The following is a 17,894-nucleotide window of genomic DNA, read 5'->3' as shown; positions in this document are numbered from 1 at the left end:
GATCGGCGGGACACACGTGCCTATCGTCGGGCCACCTGCTTGAAGGGAGCCCCACGATGGCGCTGCTCGAACCGTCCCGCTGGCACGACCTGCTCTTCCTCGACGGCGCCTGGCGTGGTGGGAGCGGCGAGACGGTCGACGTGATCGAGCCCGCCACCGGGGGCACGCTGGGGCGGGTCGCGCTGGCCACGCCCGACGACGTGAGCGCCGCCGCGCAGGCCGCCGCCGTCGCACAGCGGGAATGGGCCGCTCAGCCGCACTTCGCGCGGGCCGCCGTGCTGCGTAAAGCCGCCGCCCTGTGGGCCGAGCACGCCGAGGAGATCTCGTGGTGGAACATCCGCGAGGTCGGCGCGATCCCCGGGATGGCCGGGTTCGCCGTGCACACCGCCGAGCAGGAGTGCTGGGAGGCCGCGTCGCTGCCCGGACGCCCGTACGGGGAACTGATCCCCTCGGGTGAGCCGCGCCTGTCGATGACCCGGCGCTCGCCGGTCGGGGTGGTCGGCGTGATCGCGCCGTTCAACGTGCCGATCATCCTGGCCATCCGCTCGGTGGCGCCCGCGCTGGCCCTCGGCAACGCCGTCCTGTTGAAGCCCGATCCCCGTACGGCGGTCACGGGCGGCCTGGTGCTGGCGAGGATCTTCCAGGAGGCCGGTCTGCCCGACGGCCTGCTGCAGGTGCTGCCGGGCGGTCGTGACGTCGGCGAGGCCCTGGTCACCGACCCGCGCGTGCCGGTGCTCTCGTTCACCGGCTCGACCGAGGCCGGTCGCCGCGTCGGCGAGCTGGCGGGCAAGCACCTCAAGCGGGCCCACCTCGAGCTGGGCGGCAACTCGGCGCTGGTCGTGCTCTCGGATGCCGACGTCGACAGCGCGGTCAACCTGGCCGCCTGGGGCAGCTGGTTCCACCAGGGCCAGATCTGCATGACCACCGGCCGCCACCTGGTGCACGAGAGCCTGTACGACGATTTCGTCGAGCGGCTGGCCGACAAGGCCACCAAGCTGCCCGTGGGCGACCCCGCCCGCGACGAGGTGGCGCTGGGCCCGATCATCGACGCCGGGCAGCGCGACAAGATCCACGACCTGGTCACCGGGAGCGTCGGCGGCGACGTCCGGCTGGCCGCGGGCGGCGAGTACGACCGGCTGTTCTACCGCCCGACCGTGCTGGCCGGCGTGACCGCGTCGACCCCGGCCTTCGCGCGGGAGATCTTCGGCCCGGTCGCGCCGGTGGCCAAGTTCGGCAGCCTCGACGAGGCCGTGGCGCTGGCCGGCGAGTCCGACTACGGGCTGTCGCTGGGCATCGTCACCCGCGACGCGATGCGCGGCGTGGAGCTGGCCGACCGGATCCCGACCGGGATCGCCCACATCAACGACCAGACGGTCAACGACGAGGCCAACGCGCCCTTCGGCGGGGTCGCCGCCTCCGGCACGGGGTCGCGCTTCGGCGGCGCGGCGGCCAATATCGAGGCCTTCACCGAGACCCGCTGGATCACCGTCCGCAGTCAGGCCCCGGCCTTCCCGTTCTAGGTCCTGTTTCGTAGTGGGGGTGGGAGCGAGGCCGGGTCCAGATTTCGTCTGGTGGTGGCCCGGGGAAGCCTGGCTCCCGGTGTTGGAACCTGGCTTTCACGGGACGCCGCCAGGCGGGATCTGGGCCCTGCCGCAGCCCCGCCCCCACTGCGAAACAGGGCCTAGGACCAGAGCTTGAGCCCGCGCCGCACCTTCCGGGTGGCCCGGCGGCGCAGGCTCTCGCGGGGCTGCGGAAGCTGCAGGTTGAGCTGCTCGGCGTGCCCGATCATGCCGATGATCGTCTCGATGGCGGCGTCCAGCACCTGGTCGCGGTGCAGCTGGTCGGGCGTCTGCACCGGGGCGACGTCGACCGGGCGCAGCTCGGCCAGGTCGCCGACCACCTCGCACGGATACTCGTCGAGCTCCTTGATCTGCTGCTCGGCCAGGTCGAGCACCCACTCGGCCCGGTCCGGCCCGACCCCGAAGCGCACCTCGTTCGTCCGCTGCTTGAGCACCGCGTCGACCAGGTGGCGCTGCACCACGCGCTGATACGGCGCCCGGTGCGGATAGCGGTCGCCCAGCGCCCGGTTGACCCGGCGCAGCACCTCGACCTCGGCCGCGCCCAGCGATGTGTTGGCGCCGGGCGCCACGCTGAGGTCGCAGACGCCGTCGGGGATGCCGATCACGCTTGCGAACCGCCGCCACAGGGTGTCGCGCGGCATGCCGGGGCCGGGCACGGTGATCAGGTGCCGCTGCTCGGCGGGCACCAGGTCACCCCAGCGGCGCAGCATCCGGTTGGCCGTGTGGTGCTCCCAGAAGTCCTCGAACGTGCCCCGCTCGACGGCCCCGATGAAGTCCTCGAAGCTCCAGACGCCGCGGGCCCGGATGCTCTGCTGCCACATCGACGGGAAGGTGCGCCACAGGTCGCGCGCGGCCACCAGGATGTGCACCTCGGCCGGGCGCAGGCTGCGGACCGCGCGGGCGGCCTGCGCGTTGTTCGCGGCGCCCAGGCCCTCGTTGGTGATCACCACGTCGCCGGGCCACTCGGCCGCCCTCGCCACCAGCTTGTCCCACGACCAGGCCGGGTTCGGGTGCCACGGCAGCTCGCGCAGATCGGCCATCGCCTCGTCGTGCGCCGAGAACTTGCCGGGCAGCAGGATGCCGGCCCCGCGCAGCGCCTCCACATTGTTCCAAAGCACGTTCTGGACGTACGTGCTGCCCGTCTTCGGCGCGCCGATATGAATAAAGACGCGTCTCGCCATTGCCGCCTCCCGGTGCACCCCGCGCGCCTACGGGCCTGGCGCGGTCGGTTTCGAGGGCTCAACGTGCCAAAACACCTTAGGTGTCGCCTGTGAATGCATTGTGCAACACATGTGATCGCCCCGGCGGGGAATCGGTCCATATTGAGATAACGCCTGATCAGGAGGCTTTAGGCGGCGAATCCGGGGCGCGGCCGGGAACGGCTTTCGTTCACTCCAAAGAGCGCCATTCGCGAAGCATTTTCCGGGATTCGATGTCGGCCTGCCGGGTCGGTTCGGGAATGCGATGGCGACCGCTCAGCCGCAGCGTCAGGGAAACGCAGTCATCGAGACCGATCCGATGCCCGGCCGAGACGAAGACGGGTTTCACCGCGGTCTGCGTACGGACGACGCTGCCGATCACCTCACCGGCGTCCGTCAGGTCCGCGTGCGCGCCGCGCTGCTCGGCCGGGGGCGTGAACTCGCCGACGAAGGCGGTCTTGGCCACCCCGTACGAGGGCAGGTCGAGGACCACGCCGAGATGACTGGCCAGGCCGAAGCGCTTGGGGTGGGCCAGGCCGTACCCGTCGCACACGAGCAGGGCCGGGGGCGTCGAGAGCCGTTCAATGGCGGCCACGAGCAGGGGCACCTCGCGGAAGGCGAGCAGGCCGGGGACGTACGGGAAAGTGGCCTCGCCCCGGTGAAACGCGACCTCGACCACCTCGAGCGACGCGACGTCGACCACGACGGCGGCGGCCACGGCCCGATCCGAGCCCGTGTCGTACGTGACATCGAGGCCGGTCACCGTGCGCGGCGGCTCGATCGGGGCCGAGGTGCGGACGACGCTCTCTTTCAGTTCGTCCTGCAGGCGCTCTGCCTCATGCACGCTTGTGGATCCCTCCGACCTTTTACCGGGCCCTTGTGTCCGCTGTGGAGACTCCGACAGTCTTGGTCGCGAAGCCGTCCACGGGGGGATGATCATGGCTCGACGATGGTATGCCCTTGTCCTCGTTCTCTCACTGATCGGGATCGCCGCGCCCGCTCAGGCCGCGGCCCCGCGCGCCAATCCGGTCGTCCTCTGGAACAGCAACGCGCAGCAGGCCATCTACGAGGTGGCCCGGCAGGCGCCCTACGTGGCGCCGCGCAGTTTCGCCATGGTGCACGGCGCGATCTACGACGCCGTCAATGCCATTTCCGGTACGCCGTACGAGCCGTATCTGACCGCGCCCCGCGCGCACCGCGGCGACTCGCTCGACGCCGCCGTGGCCGCCGCCGCGTACAGGGTGCTGCTCTCGCTCTTCCCCGCCCAGAGCGCGTCCCTCGACCAGATGTACGCCGACGCGCTCGCCCCCATCCCGGACGGCCGGGCCAAAACCGGAGGCATCCGGGCCGGTTCCGACGCGGCCGCGGCCATGATCGCCGCCCGGGCCGGGGACGGGGCGTTCGCCGACAAGTCGTGGAACGCCTCGACCGCGCCCGGCCAGTGGCGGCCCACCCCGCCCACGCTCGCCTCCGACGGCGCCTGGGTCGGCGACCTGCGGCCGTTCGTGATCCCGCGCGGCGACATGTTCCGTACGGCCGGGCCGCCCGCCCTGACCAGCGCCGCCTGGGCCCGCGACCTGGCCGAGGTCAAGGCCGTCGGCGGGGTCACCAGCACGGTCCGCACGCCCGACCAGACGCAGTCCGCGATCTGGTGGCACGACCGCCGGCTGACCGAGTGGGAGATCAAGCGCCAGGTCTCCGACCGCCAGCACCTGTCGACCCTGGCCGCGGCCCGGTTCTTCGCCATGGCCGAGATCGCCAACGCCGACTCGCTGATCGCCTGCTTCAACGAGAAGAAGTTCTGGAACTTCTGGCGCCCGGTGACCGCCGTGCAGGAGACGTCGGATCCGTCGTGGATGCCGCTGCTGGTGACGCCGCCGTTCCCCGACTACACGTCCGGCCACACGTGCTCGACCTCCACGATCATGTACACGATGCGATCCTTCTTCGGCCGCGACAACATCCCGTTCAGCGCGTACAGCGCCGACTCGGGCACCACGCGGTCCTTCCGCAGCTTCTCGTCCGCCGTCGACGAGGTGGTCGAGGCCCGGATCTGGGGCGGCGTGCACTATCGAACCGCCGATGTGCAGGGCGTACGAATCGGCAACGGCGTCGCCAAGTACGTGCTGGCCCACGAGTTCCGCCGGCGGTGAACTCGGGTCGGGCCCGGTCGATGCCTGTGCACGACCGCCCTGCTCGGCCTGCTGGCGGCGCGCAACCCGCTGCTGATCACCGGCCTGGACCGCCCGCCGGCCACCGACGACCCCTCGGTAGCCGCAGCGATCGAGGCGGGACGGACCCGGGCCGGCTCGTCGACGAACGCGCTGCTGCTCGGCGGCTTCAGGCCCTCGGTCGACGACGGCTGGACGGGCCGGGTTCGCTCGCGGTGCCCGGAACTGACGGCGGTTGATCGTCGAGGTCGTCTGAGGGGGCCGGCCTCTCAGCCCGCCGTGGCAGGGTTCGGGCATGGCTGTCGACGACGTGCGGATGATCCTGCGGGCCCTGTCCGAAGTCCGCGATCGTGACTTCTACCCGTTGTGGGTGCGCCTGACCTACGCGTGGCCGTCGCCGCTGCCCCAGATCAACTTCCGCATCTATTCCGTCGCCGACTCCGATGACGTCCAGGTGAGCGTGTGGGTCAGCGGCTGTCGCCCGGACGGCACCGACGTGAGCTGGGGCCTTCGGATCCGCACCGAGGAGGACAGATTGGTGGTGGGGGCAACCATCAGTGCCGCCGAGGACGAACTCTTCGACAGGTCACTGATCTGCACCGACACACCGACGACGGCCGAGGCGATCCACACCCTGGCGGCGGAGATCTGCGGCCGGGAGCTTCCCTAGACATGCCAGCCACCGCGGGCCCCGACGCGCCATCACACCACCCTACGAACGCGGCCAAGCCGTTCAGCAAAGAGGCCGACGGGTCGATGGCGTGGCGGGGAACGGGTCGGAATCGGGGGCTGGCGGCTCCGGACCACCGGGAACATCCCGGTCGCGCGCTACGGCCTTTCGTGGCAGGGGGCCGCGGGGAGCCTCGGGTTCAGGGTTGGTGCGGTTGTTCGAGCCGACGTGGCGTACGGGAAGCGGTTTCGGAGAGGACAGTGTTGAGCAGCTGCGTCAGATCGGTCAGGGACGGGTCCTGGGCGTGGGCCCAGGCGACGGCGTCCTGCTTGGAGCAGTAGTGGCCGGTCGCGGCTAAGTGCCAGATGCGGCAGGCGGTCTGGTGCATGAACTCGAGATGGTCCAGGTCGTCGGTCAGGGTCAGCCACGTGCGGAGCCAGTGGCGGCCGCGGGCGATGATCCAGGCGTCGGGGACGGGGGCCAGCAGCTCGTGCGGGGCGGGGCCGAATAAGGAACGGCCCTGGGCGCGGGCCATGGAGAGCTCGGCGGGCAGGTCGGGGGCCGACGGGACGCGGGTCTCGATCTCCAGCTCCGTGGAGCGGCCGATGAAGAGCTCGAGCGGGGGAGCGGGAGTGGGATCGCGGGCGACCGCGGTGGTGACGACGTGCAGGTCCAAGCCGGCCGCGTCGCCCAGGGCGGTGGTGCGGGCGTAAGCCGTGAGGGCGGCGATCTGGGCGTCGGTCAGTGGGGTGTCGACGACGACGAGCAGGTCGATGTCGCTCTGGCCGGGGCGGAAACCGCCGGCGGCCAGGGAGCCGTGCAGGATGATCGCGCGGGGGTGGAGCAGGTCGGTGATCGGGGTGGTGTCGATCATGGGCGGGCCAGGGCGCCGTGGAGGAAGAGGTCGACCAGTTCGTCGTTGGGGGCCTCGGGGGCGGCGAGGCGGCCGCGGCCGTAGAAGAGGCCGAGGAACATTCGGGTCACGGAGTCGGCGGGCTTGCGCAGGGCGGCCGCGTCGGGCTCGAACAACTCGAGGACGGCCTGGTGGGTGGCCTGCTGGGCGGCGTCGCGGCCCGCGTTGAGTTCGCGGGCCTCGGGGCTGGTGGGGGCGGGGCGGGTGGCGCCGGTGCTGCGCAGCGCGCCGATCACGGCGCCCATGCGGTGCAGGTGGGCGTCGAGGGCGTCGAGGGCCTCGGTCAGGCGGGCGGCCAGGGGCTGGTCGAGCGAGATCGAACCCAGCTCCTGCAGCACGCGGGTCGGGTCCATGGCCGCGGCGACCACGGCGGTCAGCACGGCGTTCTTGTCGTCGAAGACGCGGAAGATGGTGGCCTCGCCGATGCCCGCCGCGCGGGCGATCTTGGCGGTGGTCACGGCCGCGCCCAGCTCGGCGACGAGGGGGAGGGCGGCCTGCACGATGGTCTCGCGGCGTTGGTCCGGCGTCATGCCGGGGGCTCGTGTCGTCATGCCCCGACGGTACGGAGTGAGTACTCACTCCGTCAACGGGATAAACGAGGACGGCGGCCGCCCGGGAAGGGCGACCGCCGTCGGCAATCACTTCAGCTTGAGCTGGACGTTGAACTTCGGGCTGGCGGCGAGCTTGCGGAACGCCGCGAGGCTCGTCTTCGAACTGTCGATGCTGATGTCGCGGTCGCCGAACGCGTCCTTCTTGGTGTCGAAGTACACGATCGCCTTGACCTTGGGGCGCTTGGCCAGCTCGGGCAGCACGCTGTTGAACTGCTTGCTCTTGTCGACGACCTTGCCGATGCGGTGGTAGGCGCCCCACTCGGCGACCATCTGCGGCTTCGACGGGTGCTTGGTGGCGGCCCAGTCGTAGAAGCCCTGGCCACCCTTGGCCTTGCGGTCGAGCAGGTCGGCGAACACACCGGCGTGGTAGTAGTTCTGCTCGGCGCTCACGTACGAGTCCAGGCCGATCCAGTCGACGACGTCGTCACCGGGGTAGAGGTCGTTCCACCAGGTCTGCGCCATCCACTTCTCGTTGCCCATGTAGGCGACGACGTTGATCATGTTGCTCAGGCCCTTGGCCTTGAGGCGCTTGATCACGTGACGGTACGAGGAGGCGAAGTCCTTGGCCGTCATGCCCGAGCCGGCGGCCGGGCGCACGTCGTCCTCGGGCTCGTGGTTGAGCACCAGGAAGAACTTCTCGGGCATGGTCGCCTTGACCCGCGCCGCGAACGCGTCGATCCGCGCGTCGAGCTTGCCGGAGGCGACGTTCGCCCAGGTCGAGCCGTACTCGACGCGCCAGTTGAGCAGCAGCACCCGCGGCTTGGCGGGGTCGCGGACCAGGGCGATCTCGGCGGCGGTCGGGAACTTCTCGTCACCCTTGTGGTACGAGTGGAAGATGGTGGCGGTGCGACCGCTCAGCTTCTCCCACGCCTTGTGCTCCTCGTCGCGCGGCTTCCCGGTGAAGCCACCCGCCGCCGCGCCCCACAGCACGCCGCAGCTCGGAACCAGCTTCGCATCCGTCACGCACTTCTGAACGGCCGGCTTGGCGGCCGGGGTCGTCGGCGTGGTGGCGGCGTGGGCCGTGGCCGGGCCGGCGGCGAGCGCGGCGCCGAACCCGGCGACGAGCGCGGCCAGCGAGTACACGGACTTACGAAGCATTGAATCTCCCCCTGTTGTCCGGCTGTTGTCAGCCGGGCATGAGAAGAAGAATCCAGCCCGTCAGGTGCACGCCAAGTGCCCGATCCGGTGCGCGCCGGTTGCGCGCGAAAAGACCCCGGAACGTCGGCCCTGCCATCGGTTGCGGCAGGCGGTGGTTGAGCTTTCCGAGCATCCCGTACGCGTCGTGGCCGCGCCGCAAAGTCCCGAGGGGCCCCCGACGCACGGCCGCGGGGCGACCCGCCCGTGTCTACAGGCCGAACACGTGCCCCAGGCCGGTGACCTCGATGGCCTTGCGCACCGGCGGCGACGGCTCGGCCAAGGTCAGGGTGACGCCCGCGGCGGCCGCGCTGTTGCGGGCGCTGACCAGGGCGCCCAGCCCGTACGAGTCGATGAAGTCGAGACCGGCGACGTCGACCCGCAGGTAACGGCAGGCGGGGTCGGTGGCGATCGCGGCCAGCCGATCCCGCACGGCGTCGGCGCGGTCGAGGTCGAGCTCCCCGCTGAGCGAGGCGACGACCAGGCCATCCGCGTCGGCCGGTTCGTGCTGAATCGTGGCGTCCGGTTGCATTGGTCGAATGCTACCCGCCACCAGCCACACCGGCCCCCTGCGTAAGCACCAGGACCGATCCGGTATGGTTCTAGGCAACGCGGACGTAGCGCAGCTGGTAGCGCATCACCTTGCCAAGGTGAGGGTCGCGGGTTCGAATCCCGTCGTCCGCTCGTAGGTAGGAGGCCCGTGTCCACGGAGAACGTGGACCGGGCCTCCTCGCATTTTCTGCCTGGGGCCCGAGCCCCAGACCCCGCGGTGCGAGTGGTGGCGGCTCGGTGGGTGGGTGCGCACAGGTCAGTTGGCGGCTGGGGATCGAGCCGCCGGATCCGCGGTGCGAGTGGTGGCGGCTCGGTGGGTGGGTGCGCACAGGTCAGTTGGCGGCTGGGGATCGAGCCGCCGGATCCGCGGTGCGAGCGGTGGCGGCTCGGTGGGTGGGTGCGCACACGTCAGTTGGCGGCCCGTGGCCTGGCCTGCTGTTTTCTGACACATGCGGTTGCTGAGGGCGCGACTAGGGTGGTTCCACGGAGTCGTCGGGAGGCGAGCCGATGGAGCTGGTGGCAGGGCGGGGGAGCGCGGCGCGGGTGACCGTGTGGGTGGCGCACCTCGCGGCGCCGCTGGCCGGCCTGTGGCTGCTCGTCGCCCGCCCCGAACTCGACGTCCACTGGCAGCACGAGCCCACCCACTTCTGGCTGGTGCTGGCGGTCGCGCTGGTCAGCCTCGGCCTGGCCGTCGTGATCAACCAAGCCGCGATCCGCCGGTCCGACACCCGGCTGCTCCTCGTGGCGCTGTCCTTCCTGGTCGCCGCCGCCTTCCTCGGGCTGCACGCGGCGGCCACCCCACAGGTCGTGCTCGACGCGCGCAACGCCGGCTTCGCATACGCGTCACCCGTAGGGCTGACATTGGCCGCGGTGTTCGCCGGGTTCAGCGCGCTCGACCTGTCCGAACCAGCCCGCGCCCGGCTGCTGCGGCGCTCGGGAATGCTGCGCGGGGTGCTGCTCGGCCTGGCCGTGGCCTGGGGCGTCGTCTCGCTGACCGGCCGGCCCCCGCTCAACCGGATCCCGGGGGCCGACGAGTCGGCGCCGGCGATCCTGCTCGCGGCCGTCGGAGTGATCCTGTTCGGGTACGCGGCGCTGCGCTACTACCTGCTCTATCGCCGCCGCCGCGCGGTCATGCTGCTTTCCGTCGTCACCGCGTACGTGCTGCTGGCCGAGGCCGCCGTGGCGATGGCCGCCGGCACGAGCTGGCACGCCTCCTGGTGGCTGTGGCACGTGCTGATGGCGGCCGGGTTCGGCTACGTCGCGTACAGCGCGTGGGTGCAGTATCGCAACGAGGGGGCGGCGGCCGGGCTGTTCGCGGCGGTCGGCACCGACGACACCGTCCGGCGGCTGCGGGCCTCGTACGGGAAGGCCTTGGAAGATCTTGTCAGTGCGCTGCGGGGCAGTGAGCAGGGCGCGCTCGGCGACGACCAGCTGGCCGCGACGACCGAGCGGGTGGCCCGGCGGTTCGAGCTGACCGACGGGCAGGCCGCGGTGCTGGGCCGGGCGGCCGGGGCGCTGGCCGGCGAGCGCGACCAGATCCGCAAGCTGGGGGCGCTGGTCGCGGTCGGGCAGGACGCGCGGGTCGTGATCGCCGACGACGAGCTGGTGCGTACGGCGGTCCGGCGGGTCGAGTCCGTCTTCGACCGCTACCGCGTGCGGATCGCCCTGGTCGAGGACAACCGCCTGATCTTCCCGGCCGGGCCGGCGGTCACCCCCGAGATGTTCCGGGCGGCGCAGCGGGCCCTGACGACCAAGACGATCGAAACCGGTCCGCGGGGCGCGCTGCTGCTGCCGTTCGTCGTGAAGGGACACCCGGCCGGGGTGCTCGTGGCCGATCGCGGCGGGCCGGTGCCCGAACGCGACGCCGCCCTGCTGGCCTCGCTGGCCGCCCAGATCACGATCGCGCTGGAGAACGCGCGGCTCTACCGGACGCTCGACGGGCTGTTCCGGCAATACATGTCGCCCGACGTGGCCACCGCGCTGGTCGCCGACCCCAGCCAGGCCGCGCTGGGCGGCGCCGTGGTCGAGGTGACCTCGCTCTTCGCCGACCTGCGCGGGTTCTCCACGTTCTCCGAGTTCTCGACGCCGGGCGAGATCGTCGAGATGCTCAACCGCTACTTCGACGTGGCCACCCATGCCGTGCTGGGCGAGAACGGCACGGTCGTGCAGTTCGTCGGCGACGCGCTGATGGCCCTGTTCAACGCGCCGGCCCGGCAACCCGACCATGCCCTGCGCGCGGCCCGGGCGGCGCTGCGGATGCAGGAGGAAGTGAACCGGATCGCGGCCGGGCGCCCGCAGTGGCCGCGGTTCCGGGTCGGCATCAACACGGGGGAGGCGCTGGTCGGCAACATCGGGGGCGAGGCGCTGCGCAACTTCAACGCGATGGGCGACGCGGTCAACGTGGCCGCCCGCCTCGAGTCGCGGGCCGAGCCGGGCCAGGTGGTGATCGGCGCGTCCACCTACGACCGGATCGGCGACTGCGCCAAGGTCACCGCGCTGGGCGAGCTGATCGTCAAGGGGCGCGTCCAGCCGGTCGGCGCGTACGTGCTGCACGACCTGACGGGAGAGGACCATGCTCACTGAAGTCGATCCCGGCGAATTCGTCGCCGAGCTCACCCCGGCCGACCGCGACGAGCTGTTCCTGATCGGCCGCCGGCGGCGCTGGCCGGCCGGGGCGACCCTGTTCAGCGAAGGCGACCGGTCGACCACCGTGGTGCTGGTGATCAGCGGCCGGGCCAAGGTGTTCTCGCTGACCGCGCAGGGCGGCGAGGTGCTGCTGGCGATCCGCGGGCCGGGCGCGCTGCTGGGCGAGATGTCGGCCCTCGACGGCGCGCCCCGCTCGGCCTCGGTGTCGGCGCTGGAGCCCCTGGAGACGTACGTGGTCGGGGTGGCCGCGTTCCTCGAGTTCCTGGGCAGCCATCCCGACGCGGCCGTCCGGATCGTCCGCATGATCGTCTCCCGCCTGCGCGACGCCGACCGCAAACGGGTCGAGTTCGGCACCTACGACACGCTCGGCCGGGTCGCGCTGCGGCTGGCCGAGCTGGCCGAGCGGTTCGGCGATTCCCAGCCCGACGCCGTACGGATCAGCCTGCCCCTGACCCAGGACGAGCTCGCCGCGTGGACCGGATCGTCGCGCGAGTCGGTCACCAAGGCACTCGGGGCGCTGCGCCGCCAGGGGATCATCGAGACGAGCCGCCGCTCGGTCTCCGTGATCGACCTGGATCGGCTGCGGGCCCGAGCCAAGTAGGGGGCGGAGCGCCGTCCGGCGCCCCGCCCCTGGCTGGCTGTTACAGCTCGCAGCTGTTCTTGAAGTCGAGCGGGTCGGCGATGCACCGGTCGGTGCCGGGCCCGCCGAAGTTGCGGTCGTTGCCGCGCTGGAAGTCGCGGCTGTTCAGGACGTCGTTGCCGGCGTCGCCGAAGAGCAGGTCGCTGCCCGCCCCGCCGACGATGGAGTCGTTGCCCGCACCGCCGCGCGACACGTCGGGACCCGCCTGGCCGAAGACCCGGTCGTTGCCCGTGCCACCGTTCTGCTGGTCCCGGTCGGCGCCACCGTTGAGAGTGTCGTTCCCGGCCCCGCCGTTCTGGGTGTCGAGCCCGGCGTCGCCGTTGAGGACGTCGTTCCCGCCGTCGCCGTTCTGGATGTCGTTGCCGCGGCCGCCGTTGATCCGGTCGTTGCCGGCTCCGCCGTTCTGCCGGTCCGCGCCGTTGTCGCCGTTGAGGATGTCGTTGCCGGCATCGCCGTTCTCGGTGTCGTTGCCGCTGTTGCCGTTGAGCGTGTCGTTGCCGCCGCCGCCGTTCAGGACGTCACGGGTGGGGCCACCGTTGAGGGTGTCATTCCCGGCCCCGCCGTTCTGCTCGGACGTCGTGTTCGTGCGGTTGGTGACGATGTCGTTGCGGTCCCGGGCGTTCACGCGGATGAGGTTGACGTTGTTGGCCTTGCACCGCGCCAGGTTCATGTTGACCTGGGTGCAGCCCGGCCCGGCCACCACACGGTCGCCGAAGTCCCGCACGAGGAAGAAATTCCCGGCCCGGGTGACCAGGATGTTGTTGGCCCGGTTGGCTTGGGCGTTGACGGTGATGACCCCGCCCGCCTTGGTGACGCCGGTGACGGCGTACGCCGGGGCGGCCAGGATCAGCGCGGGCGCCGTGCCCGCGGCGGCGAGCGTGGCGAATCGGAGAATCCGGCGCCGGCGAGCCTCACTGTTGCTCATTGCGTTCCCCCCACTTGAAGATTCGCACCCGGTGACTCGGGCACCGATGAACCTTCGCAGTGACGGGCCTGCTCGAGGCAGGAGAAAATACGCACTTGAACTGGTAAAACTGCCACCGGGAACTGTCCGGAACCAGCTTTCCCGACGTTACTCCGGCGGACTCAGACGCGGAAGGCCGAGACGACGCTGCGGAGCTCGGACGACATGCGGGCCAGCTCCGCCGTCGCCTCCTGGGTCTCGCTGACCCCCTCGCTGGTCAGCCGCGCGGCCTCGGCGACGCCGGTGATGTTGGAGGCGATCTCGCCCGAGCCGTGGGCCGCCTCGGTGACGCTGCGGTTCATCTCGGCCGTGGTCGCCGTCTGCTCCTCGACGGCCGAGGCGATGGTCGTCTGGAAGTCGCTGATCCGCTCGATCACCAGCGAGATCTCCTCGATCGCCATGACCGCGCCGCTGGTGTCGGCCTGAATGGCCTCGACCCGCTTCGAGATGTCCTCGGTGGCCCGGGCCGTCTCCTGCGCCAGGTCCTTGACCTCGGACGCGACCACGGCGAAGCCCTTGCCCGCGTCGCCCGCGCGGGCCGCCTCGATGGTGGCGTTGAGCGCGAGCAGGTTGGTCTGCTCGGCGATCGCGGTGATGGTCTTGATCACGTTGCCGATCTCGGCCGACGACTCGCCCAGCTTGCCCATGGTGGCCGAGGTGGTGGCGGTGACGCTGACGGCCTCGGCCGCGACCCGGGCCGCCTCGGCCGCGTTCTGCGAGATCTCCCGGATCGACGCGCCCATCTGCTCGCCGCCGGCCGAGACGCTGTCGACGCTGCGCGACACCTGCTCGGCGGCGGCCGACACGGCCTGCGCCTGCACGGAGGTCTGCTCGGCCGAGGAGGCGATGTGGGTGGCGGTGTCGGTCATCCGGTCGGACGCGCCGGCCAGCGACGCCGCAGACGCCTCGATCGTCTGGACCGTCGCGCGCAGCCGGGCCATCGCGGTGTCGAGCGAGCGGCCCATCCGGCCCGGCTCGTCGGCGCTGGTCAGGCCGGAGCTGCGGGTGAGGTCGCCGTCGGCCAGGCTGTCGCAGACCACTGTCACCTTGCCCAGCGAGCCGACGATGCGCTGCGCCACCCAGAACCCGAGCCCGAGCGCGAGCAGGATGCCGACGACCAGGACACCGATCGACCAGGCGCGGTTGGTCTCGAAACCGGACCGGGCGGCGCTCGCGTTGGCGGCGGCGTTCGCGTCCTCCGCGGCGTCCAGGGTGCTCATGTTGGCGTACGCCTTGTCGATCAACGGCATGACCTCGTTGTCCCGCAGGGTGGCCCACCGGGTGAGCTGGTTGGCCCGCCCGGCCGGGAGCAGCTTGGTCTCGACGAGTTCGACGTAGGCGTCCCACTGGCTCTGCAGCTCGTCGATGACGGCGGGATCCCCGGCCGGCTGGCTGTTGCGATATGCCTTCATCGCGTCCCCGAAGCCCTGCCGGTCCTCCTCGAAGGCCTGCTCGAACTTGTCGGTGCCGGCCTGGTCGACGGAGAGGGCCTGGTTGGCCGTGTCGAGCCGGGCCTCGGTGATAGTCGCGCGGATCTGGCCGGCCGCCTTCATGCTGGCCACGTTGCTGCTGTAGATCAGTTGGGCGGAGTCGCTCGCGCTGCTGAGAGCGGTCAGCCCCATGATCCCGACGATCAGGGCCACGACTGCCGCGGCCGCCACCGCTGCCAGCACCTTGACCTTGACGCTGAGATCGTCGAAGGAGCGCCGACTGGTCCCCGACTCCGTTACCGGCTCGCTGAGCGCAAGCACGCTCATGTCGCTCTCCGTCCCGTGCGAAACCCGCTGACCTCCCCACTATCGCGAACGGTTCTCGTGTAATGGGTGGATATCGGCAAGTTCGCGATCGATCAGAAGTATTGGGCCGCGAGGCGGGCCACCATCGCGACCACGACGACCACGAGCACGCCGCGGACGAAGCCGGCGCCGCGCTTGAGGGCCGTACGCGCGCCGAACCGGGCTCCGACGATGTTGCAGACCGCCATGGCCAGGCCCAGCTTCCACAGCACGTGCCCGCCGGCCGCGAACACCAGCAGCGCGCCGAGGTTCGTACCGGCGTTCAGGATCTTGGCGGTGGCCGAGCTGGCCACGAAGTCGAGGCCGAGCAGCGCGGTGAACGCGATGATCAGGAACGTGCCGGTGCCGGGGCCGAAGACGCCGTCGTAGAACGCGATCGCCGTGCCCGCCAGCAGCACGGTGGCGACCCGGCGGCGCAGCGTCCGCTCGGTCTCGGCGGTGACGACGCCGAACTGCGGCCGGGCCACGACGAACGCCAGCACCAGCAGCAACAGCACCATCACGGCCGGGCGGAAATACTGGGCCGGGATGTGCGAGGCGGCCAGCGCGCCGAGGCCCGAGAACACCACGGCCAGCCCGGCCGCCGGACCGGCGATCCGCCAATCGATCTTCGTGCGCCGGGCGTACGTGATCGCGGCCGACGTCGTGCCGCAGATGCTGGCCACCTTGTTGGTGCCGAGCGCGGTCACCGGCGACATGCCCGGCAGCCCCAGCATCAGCGCCGGCACCAGCACGAGCCCGCCCCCGCCGACCACGGCGTCGACCCACCCGGCCGCGGCCGCGATCACCAGCAGCAGCGCGACGTGCTGCCATTCCAAGCCATACAGCCATTCCAAGGCGACAACCCCTTCAAGATCGCCGCCTATCCTGCTGTAATGCCTTTATGCATCTCAACCCTTACGGCGAGGATGCCGTGCGGCTCGCACTCTCGCTGATCACCGACCCGCCGCCCACCGACGACGCGATGGTGGTCCGTTGTCTGGCGTACGACCTGGTCATCGAGCTGCCGGTGACGAAGTATGACCGCGCGGCGACCGCCGAGTTCCTCGCGGAGTGGCTCACAGTGATCGACGCCACCGACCACGACGAGCGGGCCGCCCGCCTCAACGACCTGCTCCGCTTCGCGTCGGCCTACCCCCGCCTGACGAACCACGCCGAGGACGGCTGGCACATCCACTACCGCGACCCCGCCCAGCCGCTGGCCTCGCTGCTGCGCACCCTGATCAGCGTCGGCACGGCCCTGCACCTGGCCGGCCGCGGCATGCACCGCCTGGGCCGCTGCGCCGCCGTCGGCTGCACCACGCCGTACGCCGACTTCAGCCGTACGGGCAAACAAACGTACTGCTCCCCAGCCTGCGGTAACCGCGACGCCGTCCGCCGCCACCGCGCCCGTACGGCTGCCGGCTCTTGACATCGGGAGCGGAATGACGGCAAGTAGGCATATGCCCCGCGGCGCTGCGAGGTCCCGTGCGGGTTTGCTCCGGCGGATCTCTGGGACGGGAGAGGCGACGACATGCGGATCAGCGACATTCTCCGGGTCAAGGGCGAGCGAGTGGTGACGGTGTCACCCGAGAGCGATGTGACCGAGCTGCTGGCCGTGCTGGCCGAGCACAAGATCGGTGCGGTGATCGTGGCCGGGGACGGCGGGCGGGTCGAGGGCATCGTCAGTGAGCGCGACATCGTGCGGGCGCTGGCCGCCCGGGGCGCGGCGGTGCTGACCGAGCCGGTGACGGCGATCGCGACCACGCAGGTGCGGTCGGTGGTGCGCGACGCGGCGCTCGAGGACGTCGAGCGGCTGATGACCGAGCGGCGGTTCCGTCACGTGCCGGTGATCGAGGACGACCGGCTGCAGGGGGTCGTCAGCATCGGCGACGTGGTCAAGTTCCGCATCGACGAGCTCGAGCACGAGCGGACGAGCCTCGAGGAATACATCACCGGGGAACGGGCCTGAAGCCGGCGCCGGCGTCGAGCACGTCGTCGGCCGGGCAGCGGCCGCGCATCACGTAGCGCTCGGTAAACTCCGCGACCTGATCCCGCAGGTCGCGGCGGGCGCCGTGGCGGGCCAGGGTGCCGTACGCCTCGACGAAGCACGCCCGGGCGGCGGCGGCCAGCACCGGGTCGCTGAGCGCGTCGCGGGCCGCTCGCTCCCACAGGGCGGGCTCGGCGGCCAGCGGCGCCGTGATCTCTTCGACCGCGGCGGCGGCCCGGGGGTCGTCCAGCAGCACGGCCGTCACCGCGACCACCACCCGCCAGCCGTCGCGGGGCTGCCGGTCGGCGACGTCGATCTCGAGATGCCCGCGCGCGGCCACCGGCGGGCGCAGCGCGTCGACGTGCCGGGCCAGGCCGGCCAGCCCGGGACCGCCGCGGCCGGGCTGCTCCAGCACGTAGGCTGCCCAGGCCCGGCGCGGGTCGCTGACGGCGCGCAGCACAGGCAGGCCGCGGTGGCGGGCCTGGCGGGTGCTGCGCCAGCCCTCCGGCGAGGGGGAGTTGGCGAACGCGGCCGCCAGCACGGGGGCCAGCGTGGCGGCCAGGGCCCAGCGGCGGGTCAGGCCGAGCGGGCCGCCGCCCTCGAGGCCCGCCTCCAGCGCCACCCGGACGCCGCCCGGCGTGACCTCGCCGACCAGGGACGTCGCGGCGTCGAGGTCGTCGGCCATGCGGGCGATGCCGGCCTCGAGACCGGGGGAGGGCGGGCCGCTCAGCGCGGCCGTGCCCGGCGAGCGGGGGCTCAGGAAGCCGTGCCGCAGCTGGTGGCGCCCGGTGAGGGCGGCCGGCAGCTCGACGGTGACGCCCACGAACCCGGGCGTGGCCGGCGCGAACGCGTGCTCGGCCAGCAGCAGGGCGGCGATCCGCTCGTCCAGGGGTGTCACAAGGCGCCTCGCTCCAGTGCGGTCGGGCCGGGAACCGCAGGAGCATAGCATTCCTATCTGCGTGGTAGGCATTGCCCGTTCGGCCGAGTTCGTTCTGCCCGGAGGTGTAAGGGCCGGGGGAAGGGGTATGCGTGCGCCTCCAAAATCGGAA

17 protein-coding genes and 1 tRNA gene are annotated in these 17,894 nt (G+C 71.6%); 8 read left to right on the top strand and 10 right to left on the bottom strand.

The genetic code is table 11. The features are described 5' to 3' along the window. Positions 1 to 56: 56 nt before the first annotated feature. Positions 57 to 1,520, top strand: coding sequence for a benzaldehyde dehydrogenase (locus JKJ07_RS34210; protein WP_202996087.1), 1,464 nt, complete (start codon positions 57 to 59; stop codon positions 1,518 to 1,520). Between the two features lie 161 nt (positions 1,521 to 1,681). Here the strand turns inward: JKJ07_RS34210 and JKJ07_RS34205 are convergent, their stop codons facing one another. Both JKJ07_RS34205 and JKJ07_RS34200 read right to left on the bottom strand, forming a co-directional pair. Continuing rightward, positions 1,682 to 2,761, bottom strand: a complete 1,080-nt coding sequence (locus JKJ07_RS34205; RefSeq protein WP_202996086.1) for a hypothetical protein — start codon at positions 2,759 to 2,761, stop codon at positions 1,682 to 1,684. A 208-nt stretch (positions 2,762 to 2,969) separates the two neighbouring features. Beyond that, on the bottom strand, positions 2,970 to 3,623 hold the full coding sequence (locus JKJ07_RS34200) for an endonuclease V (RefSeq protein WP_438871461.1): 654 nt from the start codon (positions 3,621 to 3,623) through the stop codon (positions 2,970 to 2,972). Positions 3,624 to 3,717: 94 nt separating this feature from the next. Here JKJ07_RS34200 and JKJ07_RS34195 point away from each other — a divergent pair, with 94 nt between their 5' ends. Both JKJ07_RS34195 and JKJ07_RS34190 read left to right on the top strand, forming a co-directional pair. Next, positions 3,718 to 4,932, top strand: a complete 1,215-nt coding sequence (locus tag JKJ07_RS34195) for a vanadium-dependent haloperoxidase (protein WP_236030390.1) — start codon at positions 3,718 to 3,720, stop codon at positions 4,930 to 4,932. A gap of 313 nt (positions 4,933 to 5,245) precedes the next feature. Next, positions 5,246 to 5,620, top strand: coding sequence for a hypothetical protein (locus tag JKJ07_RS34190; RefSeq protein WP_202996083.1), 375 nt, complete (start codon positions 5,246 to 5,248; stop codon positions 5,618 to 5,620). Positions 5,621 to 5,819: 199 nt separating this feature from the next. Here the strand turns inward: JKJ07_RS34190 and JKJ07_RS34185 are convergent, their stop codons facing one another. The 4 genes from JKJ07_RS34185 to JKJ07_RS34170 all read right to left on the bottom strand — a co-directional run bounded on the left by JKJ07_RS34185 (position 5,820) and on the right by JKJ07_RS34170 (position 8,810). Beyond that, entirely contained in the window at positions 5,820 to 6,494 is a 675-nt protein-coding gene (locus JKJ07_RS34185) for a nucleotidyltransferase domain-containing protein (protein WP_202996082.1), read from the bottom strand. Further along, positions 6,491 to 7,084 (bottom strand): TetR/AcrR family transcriptional regulator, encoded by a 594-nt coding sequence (locus JKJ07_RS34180; RefSeq protein ID WP_202996081.1) that lies wholly within the window; start codon positions 7,082 to 7,084, stop codon positions 6,491 to 6,493. The genes JKJ07_RS34185 and JKJ07_RS34180 overlap by 4 nt, the downstream gene beginning before the upstream one ends. A gap of 87 nt (positions 7,085 to 7,171) precedes the next feature. Then, a complete protein-coding gene (locus tag JKJ07_RS34175) occupies positions 7,172 to 8,242 on the bottom strand; it encodes a glycoside hydrolase family 26 protein (RefSeq protein WP_202996080.1) in 1,071 nt (356 codons plus the stop codon). 247 nt (positions 8,243 to 8,489) lie between these two features. Beyond that, the gene (locus tag JKJ07_RS34170) at positions 8,490 to 8,810 is read right to left on the bottom strand and encodes an STAS domain-containing protein (protein WP_202996079.1); all 321 of its coding nucleotides are present in this window, start codon (positions 8,808 to 8,810) and stop codon (positions 8,490 to 8,492) included. A 79-nt stretch (positions 8,811 to 8,889) separates the two neighbouring features. On the opposite strand from JKJ07_RS34170, the gene JKJ07_RS34165 reads away from it, so the two are divergent. The 3 genes from JKJ07_RS34165 (at position 8,890) to JKJ07_RS34155 (ending at position 12,077) form a co-directional block, all read left to right on the top strand. Further along, a tRNA-Gly gene (locus tag JKJ07_RS34165) sits at positions 8,890 to 8,962 on the top strand. 375 nt (positions 8,963 to 9,337) lie between these two features. Next, on the top strand, positions 9,338 to 11,413 hold the full coding sequence (locus tag JKJ07_RS34160) for an adenylate/guanylate cyclase domain-containing protein (RefSeq protein ID WP_236030389.1): 2,076 nt from the start codon (positions 9,338 to 9,340) through the stop codon (positions 11,411 to 11,413). Further along, on the top strand, positions 11,403 to 12,077 hold the full coding sequence (locus JKJ07_RS34155) for a Crp/Fnr family transcriptional regulator (protein ID WP_202996078.1): 675 nt from the start codon (positions 11,403 to 11,405) through the stop codon (positions 12,075 to 12,077). The genes JKJ07_RS34160 and JKJ07_RS34155 overlap by 11 nt, the downstream gene beginning before the upstream one ends. Positions 12,078 to 12,117: 40 nt before the next feature. Here the strand turns inward: JKJ07_RS34155 and JKJ07_RS34150 are convergent, their stop codons facing one another. From JKJ07_RS34150 to JKJ07_RS34140, 3 genes are all read right to left on the bottom strand, one after another. Next, the gene (locus JKJ07_RS34150; protein WP_202996077.1) at positions 12,118 to 13,041 is read right to left on the bottom strand and encodes a calcium-binding protein; all 924 of its coding nucleotides are present in this window, start codon (positions 13,039 to 13,041) and stop codon (positions 12,118 to 12,120) included. Between the two features lie 161 nt (positions 13,042 to 13,202). After that, a complete protein-coding gene (locus JKJ07_RS34145; RefSeq protein ID WP_202996076.1) occupies positions 13,203 to 14,837 on the bottom strand; it encodes a methyl-accepting chemotaxis protein in 1,635 nt (544 codons plus the stop codon). 92 nt (positions 14,838 to 14,929) lie between these two features. After that, positions 14,930 to 15,712, bottom strand: a complete 783-nt coding sequence (locus tag JKJ07_RS34140) for a TSUP family transporter (RefSeq protein WP_438871460.1) — start codon at positions 15,710 to 15,712, stop codon at positions 14,930 to 14,932. A gap of 47 nt (positions 15,713 to 15,759) precedes the next feature. Here JKJ07_RS34140 and JKJ07_RS34135 point away from each other — a divergent pair, with 47 nt between their 5' ends. Together JKJ07_RS34135 and JKJ07_RS34130 are read left to right on the top strand one after the other, a co-directional pair. Beyond that, the gene (locus JKJ07_RS34135) at positions 15,760 to 16,287 is read left to right on the top strand and encodes a CGNR zinc finger domain-containing protein (RefSeq protein ID WP_202996075.1); all 528 of its coding nucleotides are present in this window, start codon (positions 15,760 to 15,762) and stop codon (positions 16,285 to 16,287) included. A 102-nt stretch (positions 16,288 to 16,389) separates the two neighbouring features. Further along, positions 16,390 to 16,827 carry a CBS domain-containing protein gene (locus tag JKJ07_RS34130; RefSeq protein WP_202996074.1) on the top strand — a complete coding sequence of 146 codons (438 nt, stop codon included), beginning with the start codon at positions 16,390 to 16,392 and terminating at the stop codon, positions 16,825 to 16,827. Here the strand turns inward: JKJ07_RS34130 and JKJ07_RS34125 are convergent. Next, on the bottom strand, positions 16,808 to 17,743 hold the full coding sequence (locus tag JKJ07_RS34125) for a glutamate-cysteine ligase family protein (RefSeq protein WP_307834549.1): 936 nt from the start codon (positions 17,741 to 17,743) through the stop codon (positions 16,808 to 16,810). The two genes, JKJ07_RS34130 and JKJ07_RS34125, sit on opposite strands and share 20 nt — an antisense overlap. Positions 17,744 to 17,894 lie beyond the last annotated feature (151 nt).

The organism is Paractinoplanes lichenicola (genome assembly GCF_016785085.1).
GTDB classification, from domain to species: domain Bacteria; phylum Actinomycetota; class Actinomycetes; order Mycobacteriales; family Micromonosporaceae; genus Actinoplanes; species Actinoplanes lichenicola.
The sequence above is the reverse complement of the archived record's forward strand: the minus strand, read 5'-3'. Positions and strand labels throughout refer to the sequence as shown.